The following is an 18,240-nucleotide window of genomic DNA, read 5'->3' on the forward strand; positions in this document are numbered from 1 at the left end:
CTCCAAGAGCATAAGCAAGGTCAAGAACCTCTATATTCAAAGTTTACCCATTAGTAATTGCTTAGCAGCGGGACAGCAAATGGTAGCAGAATCAACAGCAGGGAGAAGCTCGTCAAGCTAACCGTCAAATTCCGGCCCAGCTTCTGATTCTTGTCAGATTTCAACCAGCCTTTGAACTGCCAATAATTGCGGTACAGCACAAAAAATAAAATGAAATTTCCGATCGCAGCGCTCCCGGGGTATATCGTCCAACCGTACAGCAGCTTAAATAGTACGTATTCCAAGCCACCCAGTATTCCTAGCGTCAGTACCAGCATAAGACACATACGTAATATCTCGATCACAAAGGTTACCAGCTTGCTCATCATGCATCACCTCTTCCCGTGAGTAAGAACTCGTTCTGCGGCTTGACCCAAATGGATATGCGTACTGCTCCAGCGCAGAATCTCCTGATTATTTTGGACGATCATCCGCTTGTAGGCATAATCCTCGGTCAGTTCCATAATTCTGGGCATATCCACCCGCCCATAATTCCTATTCCATTCAAACAGCATCTTATACAGATTCTTTAATGTCTGGTTGTAATTTCCCCGCTCCAGGCCGAGCCTTGTTCTGATAAATCTCTGTACCACCCGCAAGTCCTGGACTAGCCGGTTAGGCTGGATCACAATAATGTAATCTGCCTGCCGGAAGCTCTCGCTCCCCCATTTATAATGAACCCCTTCGATGATCCATGCGTTAAGAGCAGCAGTTTCAGCTAATAACGAATCTCTAACCTCCGGTGTATTCCGCAAGTTCGGAACCGTTCTGTCCCATACAAAGTTATCTGTTTCAAAGTAAGGGAGGCCATAACGCTTGGATAATTCCCTGGCCGTATAGGATTTACCGCTTCCACAGCCGCCAATAATCCGAATTCGAATCTCAATCACCTTCCAATCAACCTAATCCAGCGGATTTCAGCCTCTACCTCTCTAAGCTCTAGTATAACTGCCGTACCATTAAATGGTAACAAAAAAAACAGCAGGCGTCTGCCCGCTGCGATCCGGGGATTCTCTAGTACCGATCCTTCCTAAAAGGTGACCGTTGCCTCCTGCTTACTCCATTTGAACGGAAGACCAAACAGCTCTGTAAGGCTTCCAAGCGGAAGATAGAGACGGTTGTTCACATTTTTGGAGGCGATCATTGGGAGGGTTTGGCCCTGTACAACCGCTTGAGCAGTCAATGGGATATGTGTCACCGAACGGTCACCTATGGTGATCACCAATGCTCCGGTTCCAGCATCCTGCATCAGCGTCCCTCCTAGCAAAGCTACCGTTTCCCTTAATGGGACATACACCCGTGAATTCTCCAGAATGAAGTCATCCTTAAGTTTCAGGCGTTGGTCATCAATGATGAAGGTGCCAGTAAACGCAGTAACCCCGAGCAAATAACCATTTTGGACTGCAATGCTAACCAGACTGAGTGCTGAAGAGGTAATCACTACTTTTGTGTTCTTGGCAATCTGCGGATACAGCCAGTGGATGTCTTCATTATGCATCCGGATGCAGCCGCCACTAACATATTTACCGATAGAAGATTCGTTATTATTGCCGTGAATGGCGTACGTTGTGCCCTTTGTGCCGTTTACTTCAAGTCCCAGCCAGCGGTCCCCGAGCGGATTCGCCGGATCTCCTCCGGGAATATGATCTTTGTAATAGGGCCTGTTCTTGATCTTGACGACAATTCTGAAGCTGCCTTCCGGCGTGAGGCTCTTGGTCTTGCCTGTGGCAACCGGAAAGGTCCGGACCAGCTTGCCGCCACTGAAGTAGCCCAGCGTATTCGTCTTTTTGTTCACAATAATCAGATCAGAAGACGACGCTGCCGATGCCGTAGACACTCCCTGGAAACCTAACGTTAACAGGAGCACAAACACAATCGGCACCGTAATACTCCGTGTTAGGTGGAAACGGCTTCGCCGTCCTTGTAAGAACAGTATCCGCTTCAGTAAAAAATAGAGAGGAAATTTATGGTAAGTCCTTGGTCTGGCAACTAAATCATGCAGATTCATGCAGCCCCTCCTCCAGGTTATGGGTGATTATGGAAACTCTTTTCTAGATAGACGGAAGGTTGCAGCAAAAGTTGCAGTGCAGCTCGTACCTTTCTATTGAACCCCGTCCCACCGGCAGTGAAAGAGTAATTGTACAATTGGAGCCGCCAGATCAGGCAAATCAAGCAAATGAATATTCATTACTTTCCTCAGAGATAATAAGGGTGCAATCCAAAACCGAACATGCCAAGGAGGCAAAATATTTTGAATTCCAACATGTCCAGCCAGATCAACCAATGTGAGCAAATCATTCAGCAGCTGATCTCTCAAACACAACAAGCCACCCAAAACTACCAACAGCTGCTTCAGCAGGAACAGCAAAATGCTGCCAAGCTTGAAGAATTGGCAGACCGTGAACGTAAAGCCAGTCAAATGATTCAGCAGGCTCTGCAGGGTCATCAGACAGCTATGCAGCAGCTGCAGCATGCATCCCAACTGTGTAGACAGATGGAGCAAAACGCTCAAACGTCCAGTTTCAGCACTGGCATTCAGGGATTTGGCACAGGGGCTCAAGGCTTCAACCCCTCTTTCAACCCGGCTTTCCATTCTTCCATGACCCAACCAGCACAGATGCAGCATATCCCAATGATGCCTTCCTTCAATTCGCAGCAAATGCATTCGCCTATGTCTTCAAGCCCATCCTTTGGTTCATCCATGAATCAAGGCCGCAACTTTCAGTAATTAAATAACACTTCAACTTCAAACGGGTTCCTCAGCAGCCTATTCCGGCTGACGGGGAACCCGTTTTGAAGTTGTCAGGAGCCGGGAAGACAAGAATCCATTGCAGCTGCAAGTGGGCTTCATACCACGAGCCGTCCCCGTTTCTCGGCGAGTGTGATCGTCGCTTCAACGCCGGAGTTGAACTCCAGGAAGTCGCTTTCGACCCCGTCACTGAAGATGACTCCATCCTCCGGCATCTGTGAGGTGATCTTCAGCGGGGCCTTGCTGCCAATCTGCCCGAACACCAGCCCGGCCGAAGTATTCCGGCTGGGGAAAGGCTCCCGAACCGAAAAGTACAGGTTCGGGTGATCCCACGGGAGACGCTGCTCCATCCCGGCAGTGTCTGGCTCCACCCCGGCGGATGCCCTTTCGCCAGCGACCCCCTGCAGCTGCGCCGCGCTGCGAACAATCCCCGCCGCTCCGGCGAGCACGCTTTTGAGCCAGCCGGTGGAGCCCATACCAGTGGAGACAATGATGCCGCTGGAGGATTGCTGCTCGGTGACACCGTTCAGCTCCACCTGATAGCGGGCGGACACATGGGTCTTGCGGCCAATGAACAGATCATTGACGCCATAAAGGCTCTGCCCGTCATTGAGCTGCGCTTTGGCAAGCGTAACCTCCCGCACCTGGCGCTGTCCCCGGAACACCTCCGGCACCAGCCGCCGGAGATCTTGGACGGTGAACGGCAGCAGCACACCGTCCCAGCGCTGCGGATCGGGATTGACCCCGATCAGCGGCTGCTCCTGCAAGTATTTTAGCGTATTGGCTACAAGTCCGTCCTGTCCCAGCACCACTACAGTGTCCTGCTCCCCGAAGATGAAATTCGGCACATGCTGGCGTTCCAGCAGCTGCACCCGGCCCACCGCACCCAGCTCGATGACTGCAGTCTCCACGGCCTTCCGGTAATGAAAGTCCTCGCTGAGATAATCGCTGAAATCCGCTCCGAGCCGTTCGATATTGAACTGCGCCTGCTGAATCGTATTATAACGGACTACCAGCTCTTCAAGGCGGGACTTGCGCTTGATCAGGATGATTTTGTTCTCTGTGCTCCGGCTCCCGCTCATCGCCCCCCGCCTCCTCTCGCAGCATTCCCGCCGTTTCCTGCCGAACCGCCCATCAGTCCCTGAAGCAGATCCGGCGAAATGTTCAGCTGTCCGATCTTGCCTGCATTCTCCGCCAGCTCCTGGAAGGCAATCGCAATCAGCTTATCCGGCTTCATGCCTACATTGGTCAGGGCCTGCAGCACACCAGGCGCTACGCCCTGCAGCGAATTCATCACGGCCGACAGCTCATAGGCTTTGGCATCTGCTTCGGCCCGCTGGTTGGCTACAGTCAGCCCGATCAGCTCCTGCTTCTTCTCTTCAAGTGCGGTGTCGAAGCTGAGCTGTTCCTCCTTCATCTCATTCTGCTTCTGCTTCACCGACCGTTCGGCGTCCAGCTGGGTTTCGCGGATCTGCTTTTTCTTCGTCTCGACAGCAATTTCCGTATTCAGCTCATTCTCCTTCATGCGGCGCTCCTGTTCAATGGAAGCATTACGGCGCTCATATAACGCGTTGTCCGCCACCCGAAGAATCTCTTCTCTGGCCTGTGCCTCCAGGGCGCGCAGCGTCTCCTTATTCGGGACGATCGCCAGAATCGACAGGCCCATCAGCTCAATGCCCAGCTTCTCGATCTCCGCGTTCTGTACTATTTCCTGGGTAATGCTCTTCGCCAGACGTTCGCTCGCCTTAATCGCTTCACGCAGCGGCAGCTGCTCCAGCTGCTTCTTGGTCAGCACCTTGGCGATATTGATTACGCGCTGTGCCAGCTTGCCGGGGTCATCGGAGAGATACGTATTTTTGCGCAAATTATAAGTGTAATTGAGAATCTGTGTAGTTTTGCGGTAGTCGGCAATCCGGTAGGTCAGTTGTCCCTGTACGGTCACTGTCTGGTAATCATTCGTAATCTCTTCGAACATGAACGGAACATCAATGGAGGATACCGGCACCACAACAACCGAAGTCGTAGGCGCATAATAATGAAAAGAAAGACCCACTCCCTCACGCACAACCTTGCCGTTCTTCACCTTAAGTACATAGTCGCTGGGCTGGAATTTTACGAATCTGAATCCAAACATGATTATTTCCTCCTTTTGTCATCTGTTATTAACAATTTGTTATTAACAACATCTTAGCACAGGATTTTGATATTATCAATATGTTAATAACAAAATTATCATAAAAAAATACGCCACACTCTCCAGTTTTGGAAAATGTGGCGCAAGCAGCGGCAATCTATGCATAACCATAACAACGACTGCACACAGCTGTTTATGACTATTTATTGGTGATCATTTATTATTACCGCTATTTCACAGTAACCTTAACCTTGACGGCTTTACCGCCGTATTTCACTGTAATATAGGCCGAACCTTTGCTGTTTGCCTTGATCAGGCCGTTTTTACCGGTGGCTACCAGTTCCTTGGTCGAGGCCCACACCGCGCTCCTGGACACATCGGCTTCACTGCCGTCTTCAAAAGTAGCGGTAGCGGTCAGCTGTACGGATTGACCCGCCGTCAGCGTCAGATTCATCTGGCTGATCTCCAGGTATTTCAGCACATCTACGGTGACAGGAACCTTGACGGTTTTGCCGCCATATTTGGCCGTCACATAAGACTTGCCGTAAGCCACTGCTTTGACTGTGCCTCCGGCAACCGTGGCGATTTTGTAGCTCCCGCTTTTCCATTCTGCCTTGTCTGTAACATCCTTCGTTTTGCCGTCGCTGTACGTGATTGTTACGGCTACTTTCGAGGTATCTCCGGATTTCATCGTCAGGTTGGTCACAGACGCATTAATCTCCGACACTTGATCCACTTCAACGCTGATCGTCGTCTTTTGACCGCCATAGGAGGCAGTGATGGTTGCCTTCCCTTTCAGAACGCCCGTTACCAGCCCTTTCTTCACCGTGGCAATCGTCGCCTTGGATGTGGTCCAATCCGCATCTGCGGTCACATTCGTCTCTACACCCTTCGAGTCAGTAGCCGTCAGCGTGATCTGCTCTTTGTCTGCCGCTGCCATCGTAATCAGGCTCACATCTGCCGCAAGCTCATCCACCAGTCCAACCTTGACGGTAATGGTTGCGGATACTGTACCTAGTTTGGCCGTAATTACCGCTGTACCCGTGCCTACTCCGGTAATCAGACCGTTGTCAACGTCAGCAATTTTTGCATCGCTGGTGCTCCATTCGACTTCATCCGTCAGGATCTTGTCGCTGCCATCACTATATTGTCCGGTAGCTATCGCCTGATAAGTCTCCTCTTCCTCAAACTCTGCCGTTTTGGCTTGCAGTGTCAGCTTGTTCGGGGTCCCCGCTGTTACTTTAATGGCTGCAGTCTTGCCGCCGTAGGAAGCGGTAATCACTGCGCTGCCTGTGGCGTATGCGGTGATGGTTCCATGGCTTACATCTGCCACATCGGCATGATCCGAGCTCCAGACTGCATCATCCGTCACATCCTGAGACGTGCCGTCTTCGTAATTCGCCATAACCGTTACGTCCTTGGTCTGATCCACGCCGAGATTCAGCTTGCTGATGGTGAGATTCAGCCGGGAGGCGGTCTCGACCTTCACGGTAATAGTGACGGTTTTGCCGCCGTACACTGCAGTTACTGTAGTCGATCCCGACTTATAGCCGGTAATCAGACCTTTGGTAACTGTAGCGATATTCTCGTCTGCTGTGCTCCATACCGCGTCATTCGTGACCACACCAGGGACCCCGCTCGCATCCAGCGCGGTCAACACCAGCTGCTGCGTCTTGTTCAGTCTTAGGAATACAGTGTCATCGTCGACGCTGAGCTTGTTGCTTTTGCCTACAACTGTCGTCATGGTTACCGTCTTGGATGCGTAGGTTGCAGTAATTGTCACCGTTCCTTCCGCGTATGTTGTAATCACTCCCTTAGCCACAAAAGCCACCGCATCATCACTGGAACTCCAGACAGCCTTGCTTGTCACATCCGCCGTAGTTGCATCAGCAAAAGTAGCCGTCAGCACCAGTGCCTTGGTGGCATTCACCGCAAGATTCACGCTGGTCTCACTAAGGGCAAGATGTCTAGCCGTGCCGATATCTACGGTAACCGTTGCTGCCACACCGTTATAAGTACCCGTGATCGTGGCCGTACCTACGGAATACCCTGTGATCAGACCTTTGCTGACCAGAGCCACACTCTTATCGCTTGTGGTCCACACCGCGCTGCTTGTCACATCAGAGGAAGAACCGTCTCCGGCAACAGCCGTCAGCTTCAGCTGCTTCGTCCCTCCCGATTGCAAAAACACGCTCTCTTCACTGGCAACGAGCTTGTTGACAGCCCCAACTTCAACATCAATTGAAGTCTCTAGCGTGCCGTAAGCCGCACTGATGGTAGCCGTTCCCGCGAGCTTGTAAGTGGTGATGACTCCCTTTTTGACATAGGCAACGAGTTCTTCGCTTGAGCTCCAGGCAGCCTCTGAGGTTACGTCTTCCGTACTGCCATCGGCATAGGTTGCTGTAAGTGTCAGCGTATGGGTGGAGCTTGTCTTGAGGCTAAGCTGCTCCTCACTTATATCGAGATACCGCGCTACAGCAACATCTACATCCACCACTACCGATTTATCACCGTAGGTTCCAGTGATGGTAGCTGTTCCGGCGGTATAGCCGTACACTTTGCCTTTATATACATAAGCGATGCTGGAATCGCTGGAACTCCAGATGGCTGAGTTCGTCACATCCTTGGTGGTTCCGTCAGGATATACCGCTGTCAGCTTCAGCTGCTGATCTTCTTCCAGATTCAAAAACACGCTCTGATCGTCAACCATTAGCTTACTCGTCTGATCTACCGTCACTTGAACGGTTGTTGTTTTGGTGCCATATTTGGCCGTGATAACCGCAGTTCCCTGCTTGTACCCTGTAATGACGCCTTTGAGCACGTCCGCAACTTCTTCATCACTGGAGGACCAGGTAGCAAGGGGAGTTACATTCTCCTGCGTACCGTCCGCAAACGTGGCAGTTAGAACAACAGATGAGCTGTCATTCAGCAAAAGCGCAAGCTCCGGCTGATCCACGCTAATCCGCTTGGCGACCTCTACGTTCACTGTAACAGTGATGGTTTTTTTGCCATAGACACCTGTAATAGTAGCCGTACCGGAGGAGATCCCCTTTACGTTACCGTTGACAACGGTGGCAACTGCTGCATTGCTGGTGCTCCAGACGGCCTTATCCGCCACAGTGGCATCAGTGGTATTGTCGGAAAAGGTAGCCGTCAGAATAACCCTGTCGGTCTCTCCCTTGCGGATATCCAGGCTTTGCACATTCTGCGTCAGAGCTTTGACCTTCTTCGTTACCGTAACGGTGGCCGCCTGGGAGAATCTCGTCCCGTCACTGTATGTATACACGGCCACAATGGTTGCCGTCCCTTCCGCTTTTGCGGTGACGATTCCGTTGTAGACACTTGCGACAGCCGGTTTGTCACTGGACCAGTCACTGCCTACAGTGACATCTCCTGATGTGCTGTCTGAGTAGACCGCCGTAGCTGTCAAAGCTTGCGTGTCTTCCATGGCAAGTGAGAGTTCATTTGCGCTCAGTACGATTTTGGAGACCGTAACCGCAGTACCCGCCAGTGCCAGGCCTCCGTTCCCGAACACCAAAACCATCGATAAAATCATAAGAAAAAAATAATTAACCCTTTTCTTTTTCAAATCTCTTTCCTCCTAGCCAAATTATGATTTCATTCTCTTATCGACATTTGCCGACCTTCAAATCAGGTACTAAAGAACCAAATAACTTCTTATAACAACGATAATACGTCAATATTTTCCCTTATTTATGTATGGGAGCCGCTTTGTTCAGACCTACTCTGCCGATCCGAAAAACAGGCAAGCTGAGAGCATCATAACAACCCTAACTGAATCTATTCTGAAAGCGGCAAAGAAAATTTGAACGAGCAGTTTTCTCTTCCAGGTCTCTCCAAGACTCTATATAATGAATTTCATATGATAATTCTAAGCGGAAGGAATGAACGAGGAATGAGCCAGGAAATAACGGTCACACAGCTTGAGGAATTGCAACCGGAGATCCTGCAACAACTAAATAAACTGATTATAAATGTCGTTGAAGACGGTGCCTCTATTGGTTTTCTGCCTCCGATGGCAACGGATGAGGCCGCTGGCTTCTGGCAAGGGGTACTGGCTCCTGGTGTCCTGCTCTGGGTGGCACTCGAGGGAGAAACGGTAGTAGGCACGGTGCAGCTTCACTTCGTATTGAAGCCCAACGCCCCGCACCGGGCGGAGATCGCCAAGCTGATGGTTCATCCGGAGCATCGCCGCAAAGGCATTGCCCGCCTGCTGATGGCTACCGCAGAGCAGGCAGCCGCAGCGAATGGCCGGACCCTATTGGTGCTGGATACGCGCGAGGGTGATCCTTCCAACCTGCTGTACCAGTCACGCGGATTCGTGGAAGCAGGCAAAATCCCGAATTATGTCATCAACGGCGACGGGGAAATGTCCGCCACGGTGATTTATTACAAGCACAGCTAAGCTAGGGAGCAACCGGACCAGCTCCGGGGAGCAGCGCTTTTCGGCAGAGGGGTCGGGTGCCAGGCCGTAAACAACGTCAAACGCCCGCGCGCGAGCTCAGCAACGGCATTTCTGCCGTTGTTTCCAGGCCACCCTATTCCCTGGGATAACTCCATCCATGGAATAGGTTCTAAGCATAGCAAAAAAGCCATCACCAGCCTGCGAAATAAGCAGGCCAGTGATGGCTTTTGAACATTTACGTATACAACGGTTGTTCCCCTACGCCCACCACATATCAAGCGGCTGTTCGCGGATCAGGATTGATTGCAGATTGGTCACTGCGCGGTAGAAACCCTCATCCACAGACATCAGCGGATCTTCGTGCTCAATGCTTACCACATAATCATAACCGTAGGTACGCAGTGCACTCATGATATCCGACCATTCGGACAGGCTGTGACCGCAGCCGACGGAACGGAAGGTCCATGCCCGGGTCTGCACATCGCCATATGGCTGCATATCTGTAAGACCGTACATATTGATGTTGTCCTGATCCAGATAGGTGTCCTTGGCATGAAAATGGTGAATCGCTCCGGCCTTACCAAGAATTTTGATCGCACCCACAGGCTCAATCCCCTGCCACCACAAATGGCTTGGGTCCAGATTTGCACCAATCGCCGGACCCGTAGCTTCTCTCAGCTTGAGGATCGTGTACGGAGTATGGCACAGGAAGCCCCCATGCAGCTCGATGCCAATCTTTACGCCATGCTCTTCCGCAAGCTGGGCGATCTCCTTCCAATAAGGGATCAGCTTGTGCTCCCACTGCCAGGTCAGAATATCACTGTACACTGTTGGCCAAGGGGTGACCGGCCAGTTCGGCGCTTTGGCCTCATCGCTGTCCCCGGCGGTTCCCGAGAAGGTGTTGACCACAGCAACGCCCATCAGCGAGGCGAGCTTGATCGACTTGCGCAGGATTTCATCCCCTTCGCGGGCTTCCTCTTTATCCGGTGAAATCGGGTTGTTATGGCAGCTGAAGGCGCTTATCATAATGCCGCGTTTCGTGAACTTGTCCAGATAGGCCTCACGGGCCGCTTCGCTCGCCAGCAGCTCATCCGTAGGACAATGCGGATTGCCGGGATTGCCCCCGGAACCGATCTCGACGGCGTTCAGGCCGGCGGCAGCGATTTTATCCAGCATTTCATCCAGGCTTAGACTTCCGAATACGGGATCAAATACTCCTAATTTCATCTAGACTCCCACCTTTTCTCTAATCGGCTCGAGCGCCTCGGAATGTCCGTATACCGGATAATCCCGCTTAGCTGGCGCACACCAGTTGACGCCGTTGATTATGACCCGCTGAATCTCTTTGTTGTAATAGGTCGGATACGATTCATGTCCGGGCTGAAAATAAAAAATCTTCCCGCTGCCGCGCCGGTAGGTCGAACCGCTCGGGAACACATTCCCGCCTTCGAACCAGCCGACAAAAATCAGCGATTCCGGTGCCGGCACATCGAAATGCGCTCCGTACATCTCTTCCTGCTCCAGGTCGATATATTCGCCAATCCCTTCGGCGATCGGATGGCCTGGCTCCATGACCCACAGGCGTTCTTTTTCCCCGGCTTCGCGCCATTTCAGATCACAGCTTGTGCCCATCAGCTTCATGAAGATTTTGGACATATGCCCTGAATGCAGCACCACCAGCCCCATTCCCTGAAGCACACGCTGATGAACACGGTTCACAACCTCGTCGCTCACTTCCTGATGGGCCACATGCCCCCACCATACCAGCACGTCGGTATTATTCAGTACTTCCTCCGTCAATCCGTGCTCCGGTTCATCCAGCGTTGCCGTCGCTGTATCCAGTCCGGCCTCGCTGAGGAAGGAAGCCAACTGGGCATGAATCCCCTGCGGGTAAACCTCGCGGATCCGCTCCTCCTCGCGTTCATGACGATATTCATTCCATACAGTTACTCTGGTCACTATGAACACACTCCTGGGATTTCATGTCGTTGAACTATTTTGGGATTTTGATGGAATTAAGGGGGAAAAGACCCGCTATTTCTTAGCAATGCCCCATTATTTCTCAATTAGCGGGAATTACTCCCTGTATAATCACCCACACAGGTACGGCGGAAGAGATAAGCCAAATCTAGAGGGAGGATATCCCGTTATTTGCCTAAACTATCCACCCTTTTCTCAATTAGAGGGTGTTTTTCCCTTTATGTTGGCGTTATTAGACTTTTCCCTCATTATTTCAAACAAGTAGATCTGTCTAAATTTTTCAAGTTGAATCGGTTTAGTCAAAAAATACAGGCATACCCGTCTCCGACGATTTGTAGATGGCCTCCAAAATACGGGTAACCACCAGCGCCTGCTCCGGCTTCACGACTGGCTCTGTATCATTCACAATGCTGTCGATCCACTGCTTGGCTTCAGCCACCGCAGGATCATCTCCTGCACCGTCGTAGAAATCCACTCCGGCAGCATCCAGGCCAATCAGCTTCTCATACGTTTTGCCGTATTCTTCCCCGTTAATGCGCAGGCCCTTCTCCATATCCGCTCCGCCTTCTGTACCACAGAGTACGGTTTTGGCTTCACCGACATCCAGGATATTCAGCGCCCAACTGGCTTCAAGGACAATGGTTGCCCCGTTCTCCATGGTAATGAACCCGATGGCAGAGTCTTCAACAGTGAACTTCTCCGGGTCCCACGACCCCCAGGCATTCGCGGCATTCTTGCGGCCGGACAGCTTGTGATAAGCATTGCCCACAGCGTATTTCGGCTTGTAATTATCCATCATCCAAAGAGTAAGATCCAGGGCATGAGTCCCGATGTCAATCAGTGGTCCTCCGCCTTGGGCTTCCTCATCCAGGAAGACACCCCAGGTCGGCACAGCGCGGCGGCGGATCGCCTTGGCTTTGGCATAATAGATTTCTCCAAGTCCGTTATTCTCACATACAGTATGCAGGTAAGTTGAATCCGCTCTGAAGCGGTTCTGGTATCCGATCGTCAGCTTGCGGCCAGTCCGCTTAGAAGCATCAATCATCGCCTGCGCTTCCGCCGTGGTCTTAGCCATAGGCTTCTCACACATCACATGCTTACCGGCTTCCATGGCAGTGATGGAAATTTCCGCATGGGAAATGTTTGGTGTGCACACATGAATCACATCTATACTTGTATCCTTGAGCAGCTCTCGATAATCGGTGTAGACCGTAGCGCTTTCATTACCGAACTCTGCTTTTGCCTTCTCGGCACGTTCAGGCACGATATCGCAGAAGGCAACCATCTCGGCTCCCTCCACTTTTTGAAGTGCTGGCATATGCTTGCCGTTCGCAATTCCGCCGCAGCCAATTATTCCTATTTTCAACGTCATACTAGCTTAACCTCCACTGGTTTTGATATCTCTATCATACAAATCCGCCCCGGTGCTTTCTTCCTGCATTCTTGCTGTATTATTCCTGAATATTGTCTTATGGTATTTCAGCGGAGAAATCCCGGTAGCATCCTTGAAAAAATGGTGAAAGGTCTTCACGCTCCCAAACCCGGCGGCTTCAGCCACAGCAGACATGGGCAAGTCCTCGTTCAGCAGAATCCACTTCGCCTTGTTGAGCCGGTATTCATTCAGGAAGGCTACAAAGGTCATCCCCGTATTCCGCTTGAACAGCTTCGTGAAATAATACGGGCTGAAGCCCATGTAGCGGGCCACCTCATTCAGGGAAATCGCTTTCTGATAATGCTGCTCCACATAGGAAAAAACCCGTTCCAGACGCTCTAGCGTCTCCCTTGACTGGGTCAGCGTATCTTCTGTGAACTTGGGCTGCCGCTTCAACCCGCTCCTCGGCACCTCGCGCAAAATAACGGTCAGCAGCTCAAACATCCTCGCTTTGATTAAATAGGCATACCCTTCACGCCGCTGGGTATCCTCCTCGTAGATGCTCTCGATCAGGGAGATCATCCGGGCGGTGGCCTCCTCCGGCCATGACTGGCTTGAGTACTCCATCTCCGTAAACAGATCCCGCAGGGAATAGCCGCTGCCCCCAAGTGCCGCAACCTCCTGAAACAAATTCAGGTCGAACTGGATCACCACCCGTTCACTTTCAGGCGAAGCGAGAAAATAATGCACATCCCCGCCGTTAATGAACTGAACTTCGCCTTGTTCCATACGAATGGGGGTATCATTAATTCCCAGATTTAGTCTTCCTTTAGTCACATAGATGATCTCGATTTCCTTATGCCAATGCGGATAACAGAGCTCATCCCCTCCACAAATCAGGCTGCGAAAGGGAAAATGCTTATCCACGTCCGGAAGTTCCAGATATATACTCATGAGTGCGGCTCCTTGTCCGATTTCAGATGTAATTCATTATACTCCGTAACCGCTATGGCGGCATGAAAAAAGGAGCCTCACGGCTCCTTGGATGTGTCTGCATACATGAAAATGTGAAGCTGAACCTATCCGATGAATCACAGCTTAATCTTCAATACTACCTTCCGTACCGCTTCCCGTCTTCCCGCTTCAATCCCCGTCATATGACCGTCCTGCGGATAACAGACCACGAGCGCTCCCGGTCCTGCAGTTACTGTGGATTTCACTTCTCCTGTGAAGAAAATGGCATCCTTGTCTGCACTGTAGTCATCTCTAACTGCCAGCTGTTCAATAGCGGCATAGCCGATTTTTTCGGTACCTTCCAGAATATAATGCAGGTCCAGGTTCAACCGGTGTGCTTCCCAGAAGCATTCCCCAGCATCCTTTGTTTCATATTCATTAATGAAATAGAACATGTCATCGTTCACATCATGGCGTCCAGCCGCCTGTCCGGCAAAATCAGTATCGCGCAGGAACTGCAGTCCTCTCTGAATCTTCTCCCCGTAAGCCGCCTCATTCTCCAGCAAATGTTCCAGTGTATCTACTATCATCACCGATATCCTCCTAATAATCTCTATTGTGTTCCCCCACTGCGGAATAGAAAAATATTATATGATCCGTACAGACTCAGTCTATGTATTTGTTCACGTCCCTTGCGCATATCTATTACTATTGGAGCTATTCGCTTCCAAGCCGAGTTTCATTATGAAGCCCCTTGTCATCCGATGCTCCATAAAAAATTTAAGGAGGCGGCCAAATGCTCATTTTCCTGATGTACATGTTCGCCGGATTAGGAATTGCATTGCTGCTGGCAGCAGCTGTACTGCAGATACAACGCTCTTCATCTCCGCCCGCCCGGAACACACCCGCCTTTGGCATGGCGTCTTTCAATTGCAAATTTACCGAACAATATATCACGCCGGATCACTGCCACATTATCGCACTGGATGAGGAAGGCCATAACCTGGCGGTTGGCAGGTATGATCCCGGCAGCCCGGAAGCAGCCGTTCCTACCCTGTTTCCTTGTGAGCAAATTCTGGGATCGGAGATTGTTGAAAATGCACTTACCCTCACCAAGGTCAGCAAAACCAGCCGGATTACAACCAGCGCTTCCAGACGTACACCCGGCTTGGCTGTAAAGTCAGGTGTACTCCACACGGCCCAGGGACCTGACAACACTGAAGAAATCAAGGAACTTACATTAAAAATCTATCTCAACAGTGCGGATACACCCGTTCTCTCCATTCCCTTCCTTCCAAGGCTTGCTCCTGCCAAAAAATGCGACCTTCAATATTCCCAAGCCTTCTCCCAAGTCCAGCAGATACACGAAAAGATTCGCGGGATTGTCTCTGCCTGATTCCCTCAGCCGCATAATCCTGTTATTTGTTCCATTAGCGTTATGGCAATGTTAAACTTACCCTATATTGCACCCTTCCCCTAAAAAGGGACAGGGTTTCTTGCTATAGTGTGGAATATGAAATAGGAAAGCCCACACCTGCTGCGGCAGAATTACACTAACATTAACGAGACGGAGGAAATGAACACCATGAATAAGACGATTAATTTTGCACACCGCGGCGCTTCTGCAGTCTGCCCGGAGAATACGATGGCAGCTTTCCGCAAGGGGCTTGAGCTGGGTGCAACCGGCATCGAAACCGATGTGCAAATGACCCTTGACGGAGGGCTGGTCATCATTCATGACGAAGATTTAAGCCGTACTACGAACCGCAGTGGACTCATTAAGGATACAACCTTAAGTGAGGTACTTGAAGCAGACGCCGGTTCTTGGTTTGGCAGTGAATTTGCGGGGGAACGCATTCCTATCCTTGAAGAGCTGCTGGATTTGCTCCAAGGACGTGACACGATCCTAAATATCGAGCTGAAAAATGGCATATACCTCTATCCCGGCATGGAAGAAAAGGTGATCGCTGCTGTACGGGAGTATGGCATGAGCGAGCGGGTTGTGCTGTCCAGCTTCAATCATTATTCACTCGCGTACTGCAAATCGCTGGCACCGGAGATCCGTACGGGTATTCTGTATGGAGAAGGCTTATACCGCCCTTGGGATTACGCGGCCACTCTGCAGGCAGATGCGCTGCATGCCTATCATTTCGCTGTACTGCCGGAGTTTGTTGCCGAAGCGTCAGAGCACGGGGTCCTTTATCATCCATGGACTGTAAATGATCCGGAACGGATGAAATACCTGATCGATGCCGGTGTTGCGGGGATTATTACCGATGTTCCCGATGTGCTAGCCAGTCTGCTCGTGTCCAAGGGAGTGTGATATTTTGAAAAAAGTCTGGCTGCTCGGCTTCGGCTTTTTCAGCATCAGCATTACATGGAGCTTGTACAACGCGTTCGTTCCGTTTTTTCTGGAGAAATATGTGCATAGCGTGGCCCTGATCAGCTTCATGATGACCATTGATAACTACTTCGCGCTATTTCTGCAGCCGTGGATCGGCAACCGCAGTGACCGGACCGTGACACGCTTCGGGCGAAGAATGCCCTATTTGATGATCGGCATGCCGCTGGCTGCCGTGCTGACCCTGCTGATTCCGTTCCACAGCGGACTGTTCACTCTCCTGCTGTTCATGATGATGATGAACCTTGCCATGAGCCTGTACCGTTCACCGACGGTAGCGCTAATGCCGGATATCACGCCGGAGCCTCAGCGCACCAAGGCGAACGGACTAATCAACTTTATGGGCGGAATAGGGTCTATTTTGGCTTTTGGCGCAGGGTCCTACCTCTATGATGTAAGCCCTGTGCTGCCCTTTGCTGTAGCTGGTCTGATCACACTCTTATGTCTGTATATTGTCTCGCGGTTCATTAAAGAGAATCATCTCCAGCCCAAAGACGAGAGCGGCCCGATCGGCAAGCCGGCACGCATCTCCCTCAAAAAACAGCTGGACCGGACAACGGTTTGGCTGCTGGCGGCGATTTTTTTCTGGTTCGTGGCTTATCAGGGGGTGGAGACTTTATTCACCTTGTACGGCAAACATCATCTGGGGCTTAGTGAACAAGCAGCTTCGTTCTCGCTTACCTTCTTTTCGCTTGCTTTTGTGATCTTTGCGATTCCCAGCGGCTGGCTGGGCGGTCGGTTCGGGAAGAAATATATCATTATTCTCGGCGTATGCGGATTGATGGGGGTATTTGCTCTTGTAGGGTTTGCGGAAAATGTGCTCCTGCTGCGCATTCTGCTTCTGCTGGGCGGGATATTCTGGGCTTGCATCAATATCAATTCCTATCCCTATGTAGTGACTACAGGGGACGAAGAGAGTATCGGCACGCGGACGGGAATCTACTATCTGGTCTCATCACTCGCTGCCATTACATCACCGCCCCTGCTGGGGCTGCTGATTGATCTCACCGATTACTCTATTCTGTTCTATGCCGCCGCCGTCAGTATGGCCATTGCCCTGATCTGCCTGCTGATGATGAAGGGGCGTGCAAAAGCAGTGAACACCGTTCATCCCAGAAAAGCGTAAGAAATGAGCTAAGTGTTGATTTCCTGCTCAAGCCCGCATGGAGCTTTCTTTGTTGCCAAGTCCACTTGGACGGGCTGCATCACCGTTGATCTGGCTCACCGGGTTGGCAGCGGGCTTGACGGGGGAGCTTTTCTCCTCCTTATACACCGAGTAACGGCCACTTCCCAGCTGCTTGGCGTTATACATGGCCGCATCGGCCTCTTTGAGCAGCCTCTGACGGTTGATCCGCCCATGACTCATAGTGATGCCGATGCTGGCTGAAACAAACAGCTCATGCTTCTCAAGTCTATAATTCCGGGTCGTCTTCTCCAGAACCCGCAGTGCCAACTGTTCCGCCTCCTTGCGGCTGCAGTGCTTGGCGATCATCACGAATTCATCCCCGCCAATGCGGAAAATATGCCGTTTGCCCTTGCTCGAGAATTGGATCAGTGCGGTACCGACCGCCTGAAGCAGTAAATCACCCACATGATGTCCAAGCGTATCGTTGATGGCTTTGAAACGGTTGAGATCCAGAAACAGCACCGCGAGCTGTTCATGGGGCTTGCAATGATCCCAAAAGTGATCCATGCCATTCTTGTTTAGGAGACCCGTCAATGAATCCCGGTAAGCCAGTTCCTTCAGCTGTTCACGTTCTGCAAGCAGCATACGCAGCCGGTAGAACAGGTAGAACATCCCTGCCAGTGTCAGGACATACAGGGTAAGCGGAAGGATATATCCCTCGTTACTGGAACCGGGTGCGAATCCAGCGTCCTGAAGGGACTGCAAGCCCAGCAGGTGCATCACGCCCAGTCCGGCACTACCCGATACGATCATGAAGACCGCGCGCACTGCGCGGGCTTTTTGAGTTCTGCCGCTGAATTTGCGGGACAGATAGAACATACTATAGACGGTCAATGCTGCGATGAGCACCGAGGATACGGCGAGCATATAGTTGCGGGCTTCCATGGTTCGTCTGCACTCCCTTTGGCGTGTGAATAATTTCGCGCTTTGAAGCTTTACTGTACAATAATACACTGATCATTATCTAAACACCACCATGAGGGTCATTTGGAGATTACG

Annotated in this window: 17 protein-coding genes; 5 read left to right on the plus strand and 12 right to left on the minus strand. The window is 51.3% G+C overall.

The annotated features are described in order from the left end of the window. Window positions 1-50: 50 nt before the first annotated feature. The 3 genes from AC0MA3_RS10735 to AC0MA3_RS10745 all read right to left on the minus strand — a co-directional run bounded on the left by AC0MA3_RS10735 (window position 51) and on the right by AC0MA3_RS10745 (window position 2,047). Window positions 51-368, minus strand: coding sequence for a hypothetical protein (locus AC0MA3_RS10735; protein ID WP_474656151.1), 318 nt, complete (start codon window positions 366-368; stop codon window positions 51-53). Window positions 369-371: 3 nt separating this feature from the next. Next, window positions 372-929 (minus strand): P-loop NTPase family protein, encoded by a 558-nt coding sequence (locus AC0MA3_RS10740; protein ID WP_474656152.1) that lies wholly within the window; start codon window positions 927-929, stop codon window positions 372-374. 140 nt (window positions 930-1,069) lie between these two features. Beyond that, window positions 1,070-2,047, minus strand: coding sequence for a L,D-transpeptidase family protein (locus AC0MA3_RS10745; RefSeq protein WP_474656153.1), 978 nt, complete (start codon window positions 2,045-2,047; stop codon window positions 1,070-1,072). A gap of 243 nt (window positions 2,048-2,290) precedes the next feature. On the opposite strand from AC0MA3_RS10745, the gene AC0MA3_RS10750 reads away from it, so the two are divergent. Beyond that, window positions 2,291-2,767: a hypothetical protein gene (locus AC0MA3_RS10750; RefSeq protein ID WP_379154821.1), complete on the plus strand. Its 477-nt coding sequence runs from the start codon at window positions 2,291-2,293 to the stop codon at window positions 2,765-2,767. Window positions 2,768-2,886: 119 nt separating this feature from the next. Here AC0MA3_RS10750 and AC0MA3_RS10755 read toward each other — a convergent pair whose 3' ends face one another. From AC0MA3_RS10755 to AC0MA3_RS10765, 3 genes are all read right to left on the minus strand, one after another. Further along, window positions 2,887-3,870, minus strand: a complete 984-nt coding sequence (locus AC0MA3_RS10755) for a diacylglycerol kinase catalytic domain-containing protein (RefSeq protein WP_379154818.1) — start codon at window positions 3,868-3,870, stop codon at window positions 2,887-2,889. Then, window positions 3,867-4,922: an SPFH domain-containing protein gene (locus tag AC0MA3_RS10760; protein WP_474656154.1), complete on the minus strand. Its 1,056-nt coding sequence runs from the start codon at window positions 4,920-4,922 to the stop codon at window positions 3,867-3,869. Before AC0MA3_RS10760 ends, AC0MA3_RS10755 begins: the two co-directional genes overlap by 4 nt. Before the next feature lie 229 nt (window positions 4,923-5,151). After that, complete coding sequence (locus AC0MA3_RS10765) at window positions 5,152-8,511, minus strand: Ig-like domain-containing protein (protein WP_474656155.1); 3,360 nt, start codon at window positions 8,509-8,511, stop codon at window positions 5,152-5,154. A gap of 327 nt (window positions 8,512-8,838) precedes the next feature. Between AC0MA3_RS10765 and AC0MA3_RS10770 the strand changes: the two genes are divergently transcribed. Then, window positions 8,839-9,348 carry an N-acetyltransferase family protein gene (locus tag AC0MA3_RS10770; protein ID WP_474656156.1) on the plus strand — a complete coding sequence of 170 codons (510 nt, stop codon included), beginning with the start codon at window positions 8,839-8,841 and terminating at the stop codon, window positions 9,346-9,348. A gap of 258 nt (window positions 9,349-9,606) precedes the next feature. On the opposite strand, the gene AC0MA3_RS10775 is transcribed toward AC0MA3_RS10770, so the two are convergent. The 5 genes from AC0MA3_RS10775 to AC0MA3_RS10795 all read right to left on the minus strand — a co-directional run bounded on the left by AC0MA3_RS10775 (window position 9,607) and on the right by AC0MA3_RS10795 (window position 14,244). Further along, a complete protein-coding gene (locus AC0MA3_RS10775; protein ID WP_474656157.1) occupies window positions 9,607-10,575 on the minus strand; it encodes a sugar phosphate isomerase/epimerase family protein in 969 nt (322 codons plus the stop codon). Further along, window positions 10,576-11,307 carry a ThuA domain-containing protein gene (locus tag AC0MA3_RS10780; protein ID WP_379154802.1) on the minus strand — a complete coding sequence of 244 codons (732 nt, stop codon included), beginning with the start codon at window positions 11,305-11,307 and terminating at the stop codon, window positions 10,576-10,578. A 316-nt stretch (window positions 11,308-11,623) separates the two neighbouring features. Beyond that, window positions 11,624-12,700: a Gfo/Idh/MocA family protein gene (locus tag AC0MA3_RS10785; protein ID WP_474656158.1), complete on the minus strand. Its 1,077-nt coding sequence runs from the start codon at window positions 12,698-12,700 to the stop codon at window positions 11,624-11,626. A 6-nt stretch (window positions 12,701-12,706) separates the two neighbouring features. Next, a complete protein-coding gene (locus AC0MA3_RS10790) occupies window positions 12,707-13,654 on the minus strand; it encodes an AraC family transcriptional regulator (RefSeq protein WP_474656159.1) in 948 nt (315 codons plus the stop codon). Between the two features lie 137 nt (window positions 13,655-13,791). Beyond that, window positions 13,792-14,244, minus strand: coding sequence for a NanQ anomerase/TabA/YiaL family protein (locus AC0MA3_RS10795; protein ID WP_474656160.1), 453 nt, complete (start codon window positions 14,242-14,244; stop codon window positions 13,792-13,794). A 206-nt stretch (window positions 14,245-14,450) separates the two neighbouring features. On the opposite strand from AC0MA3_RS10795, the gene AC0MA3_RS10800 reads away from it, so the two are divergent. The 3 genes from AC0MA3_RS10800 to AC0MA3_RS10810 all read left to right on the plus strand — a co-directional run bounded on the left by AC0MA3_RS10800 (window position 14,451) and on the right by AC0MA3_RS10810 (window position 17,181). Continuing rightward, a complete protein-coding gene (locus AC0MA3_RS10800; RefSeq protein WP_379154790.1) occupies window positions 14,451-15,050 on the plus strand; it encodes a hypothetical protein in 600 nt (199 codons plus the stop codon). Between the two features lie 189 nt (window positions 15,051-15,239). Further along, complete coding sequence (locus AC0MA3_RS10805; protein ID WP_474656161.1) at window positions 15,240-15,977, plus strand: glycerophosphodiester phosphodiesterase; 738 nt, start codon at window positions 15,240-15,242, stop codon at window positions 15,975-15,977. 4 nt (window positions 15,978-15,981) lie between these two features. Then, window positions 15,982-17,181: an SLC45 family MFS transporter gene (locus AC0MA3_RS10810; protein WP_474656162.1), complete on the plus strand. Its 1,200-nt coding sequence runs from the start codon at window positions 15,982-15,984 to the stop codon at window positions 17,179-17,181. A gap of 27 nt (window positions 17,182-17,208) precedes the next feature. Here the strand turns inward: AC0MA3_RS10810 and AC0MA3_RS10815 are convergent, their stop codons facing one another. Beyond that, window positions 17,209-18,126 (minus strand): diguanylate cyclase domain-containing protein, encoded by a 918-nt coding sequence (locus tag AC0MA3_RS10815; protein ID WP_474656163.1) that lies wholly within the window; start codon window positions 18,124-18,126, stop codon window positions 17,209-17,211. Window positions 18,127-18,240: the final 114 nt, after the last annotated feature.

The sequence above is a fragment of the Paenibacillus sp. LS-5 genome, assembly GCF_056121505.1.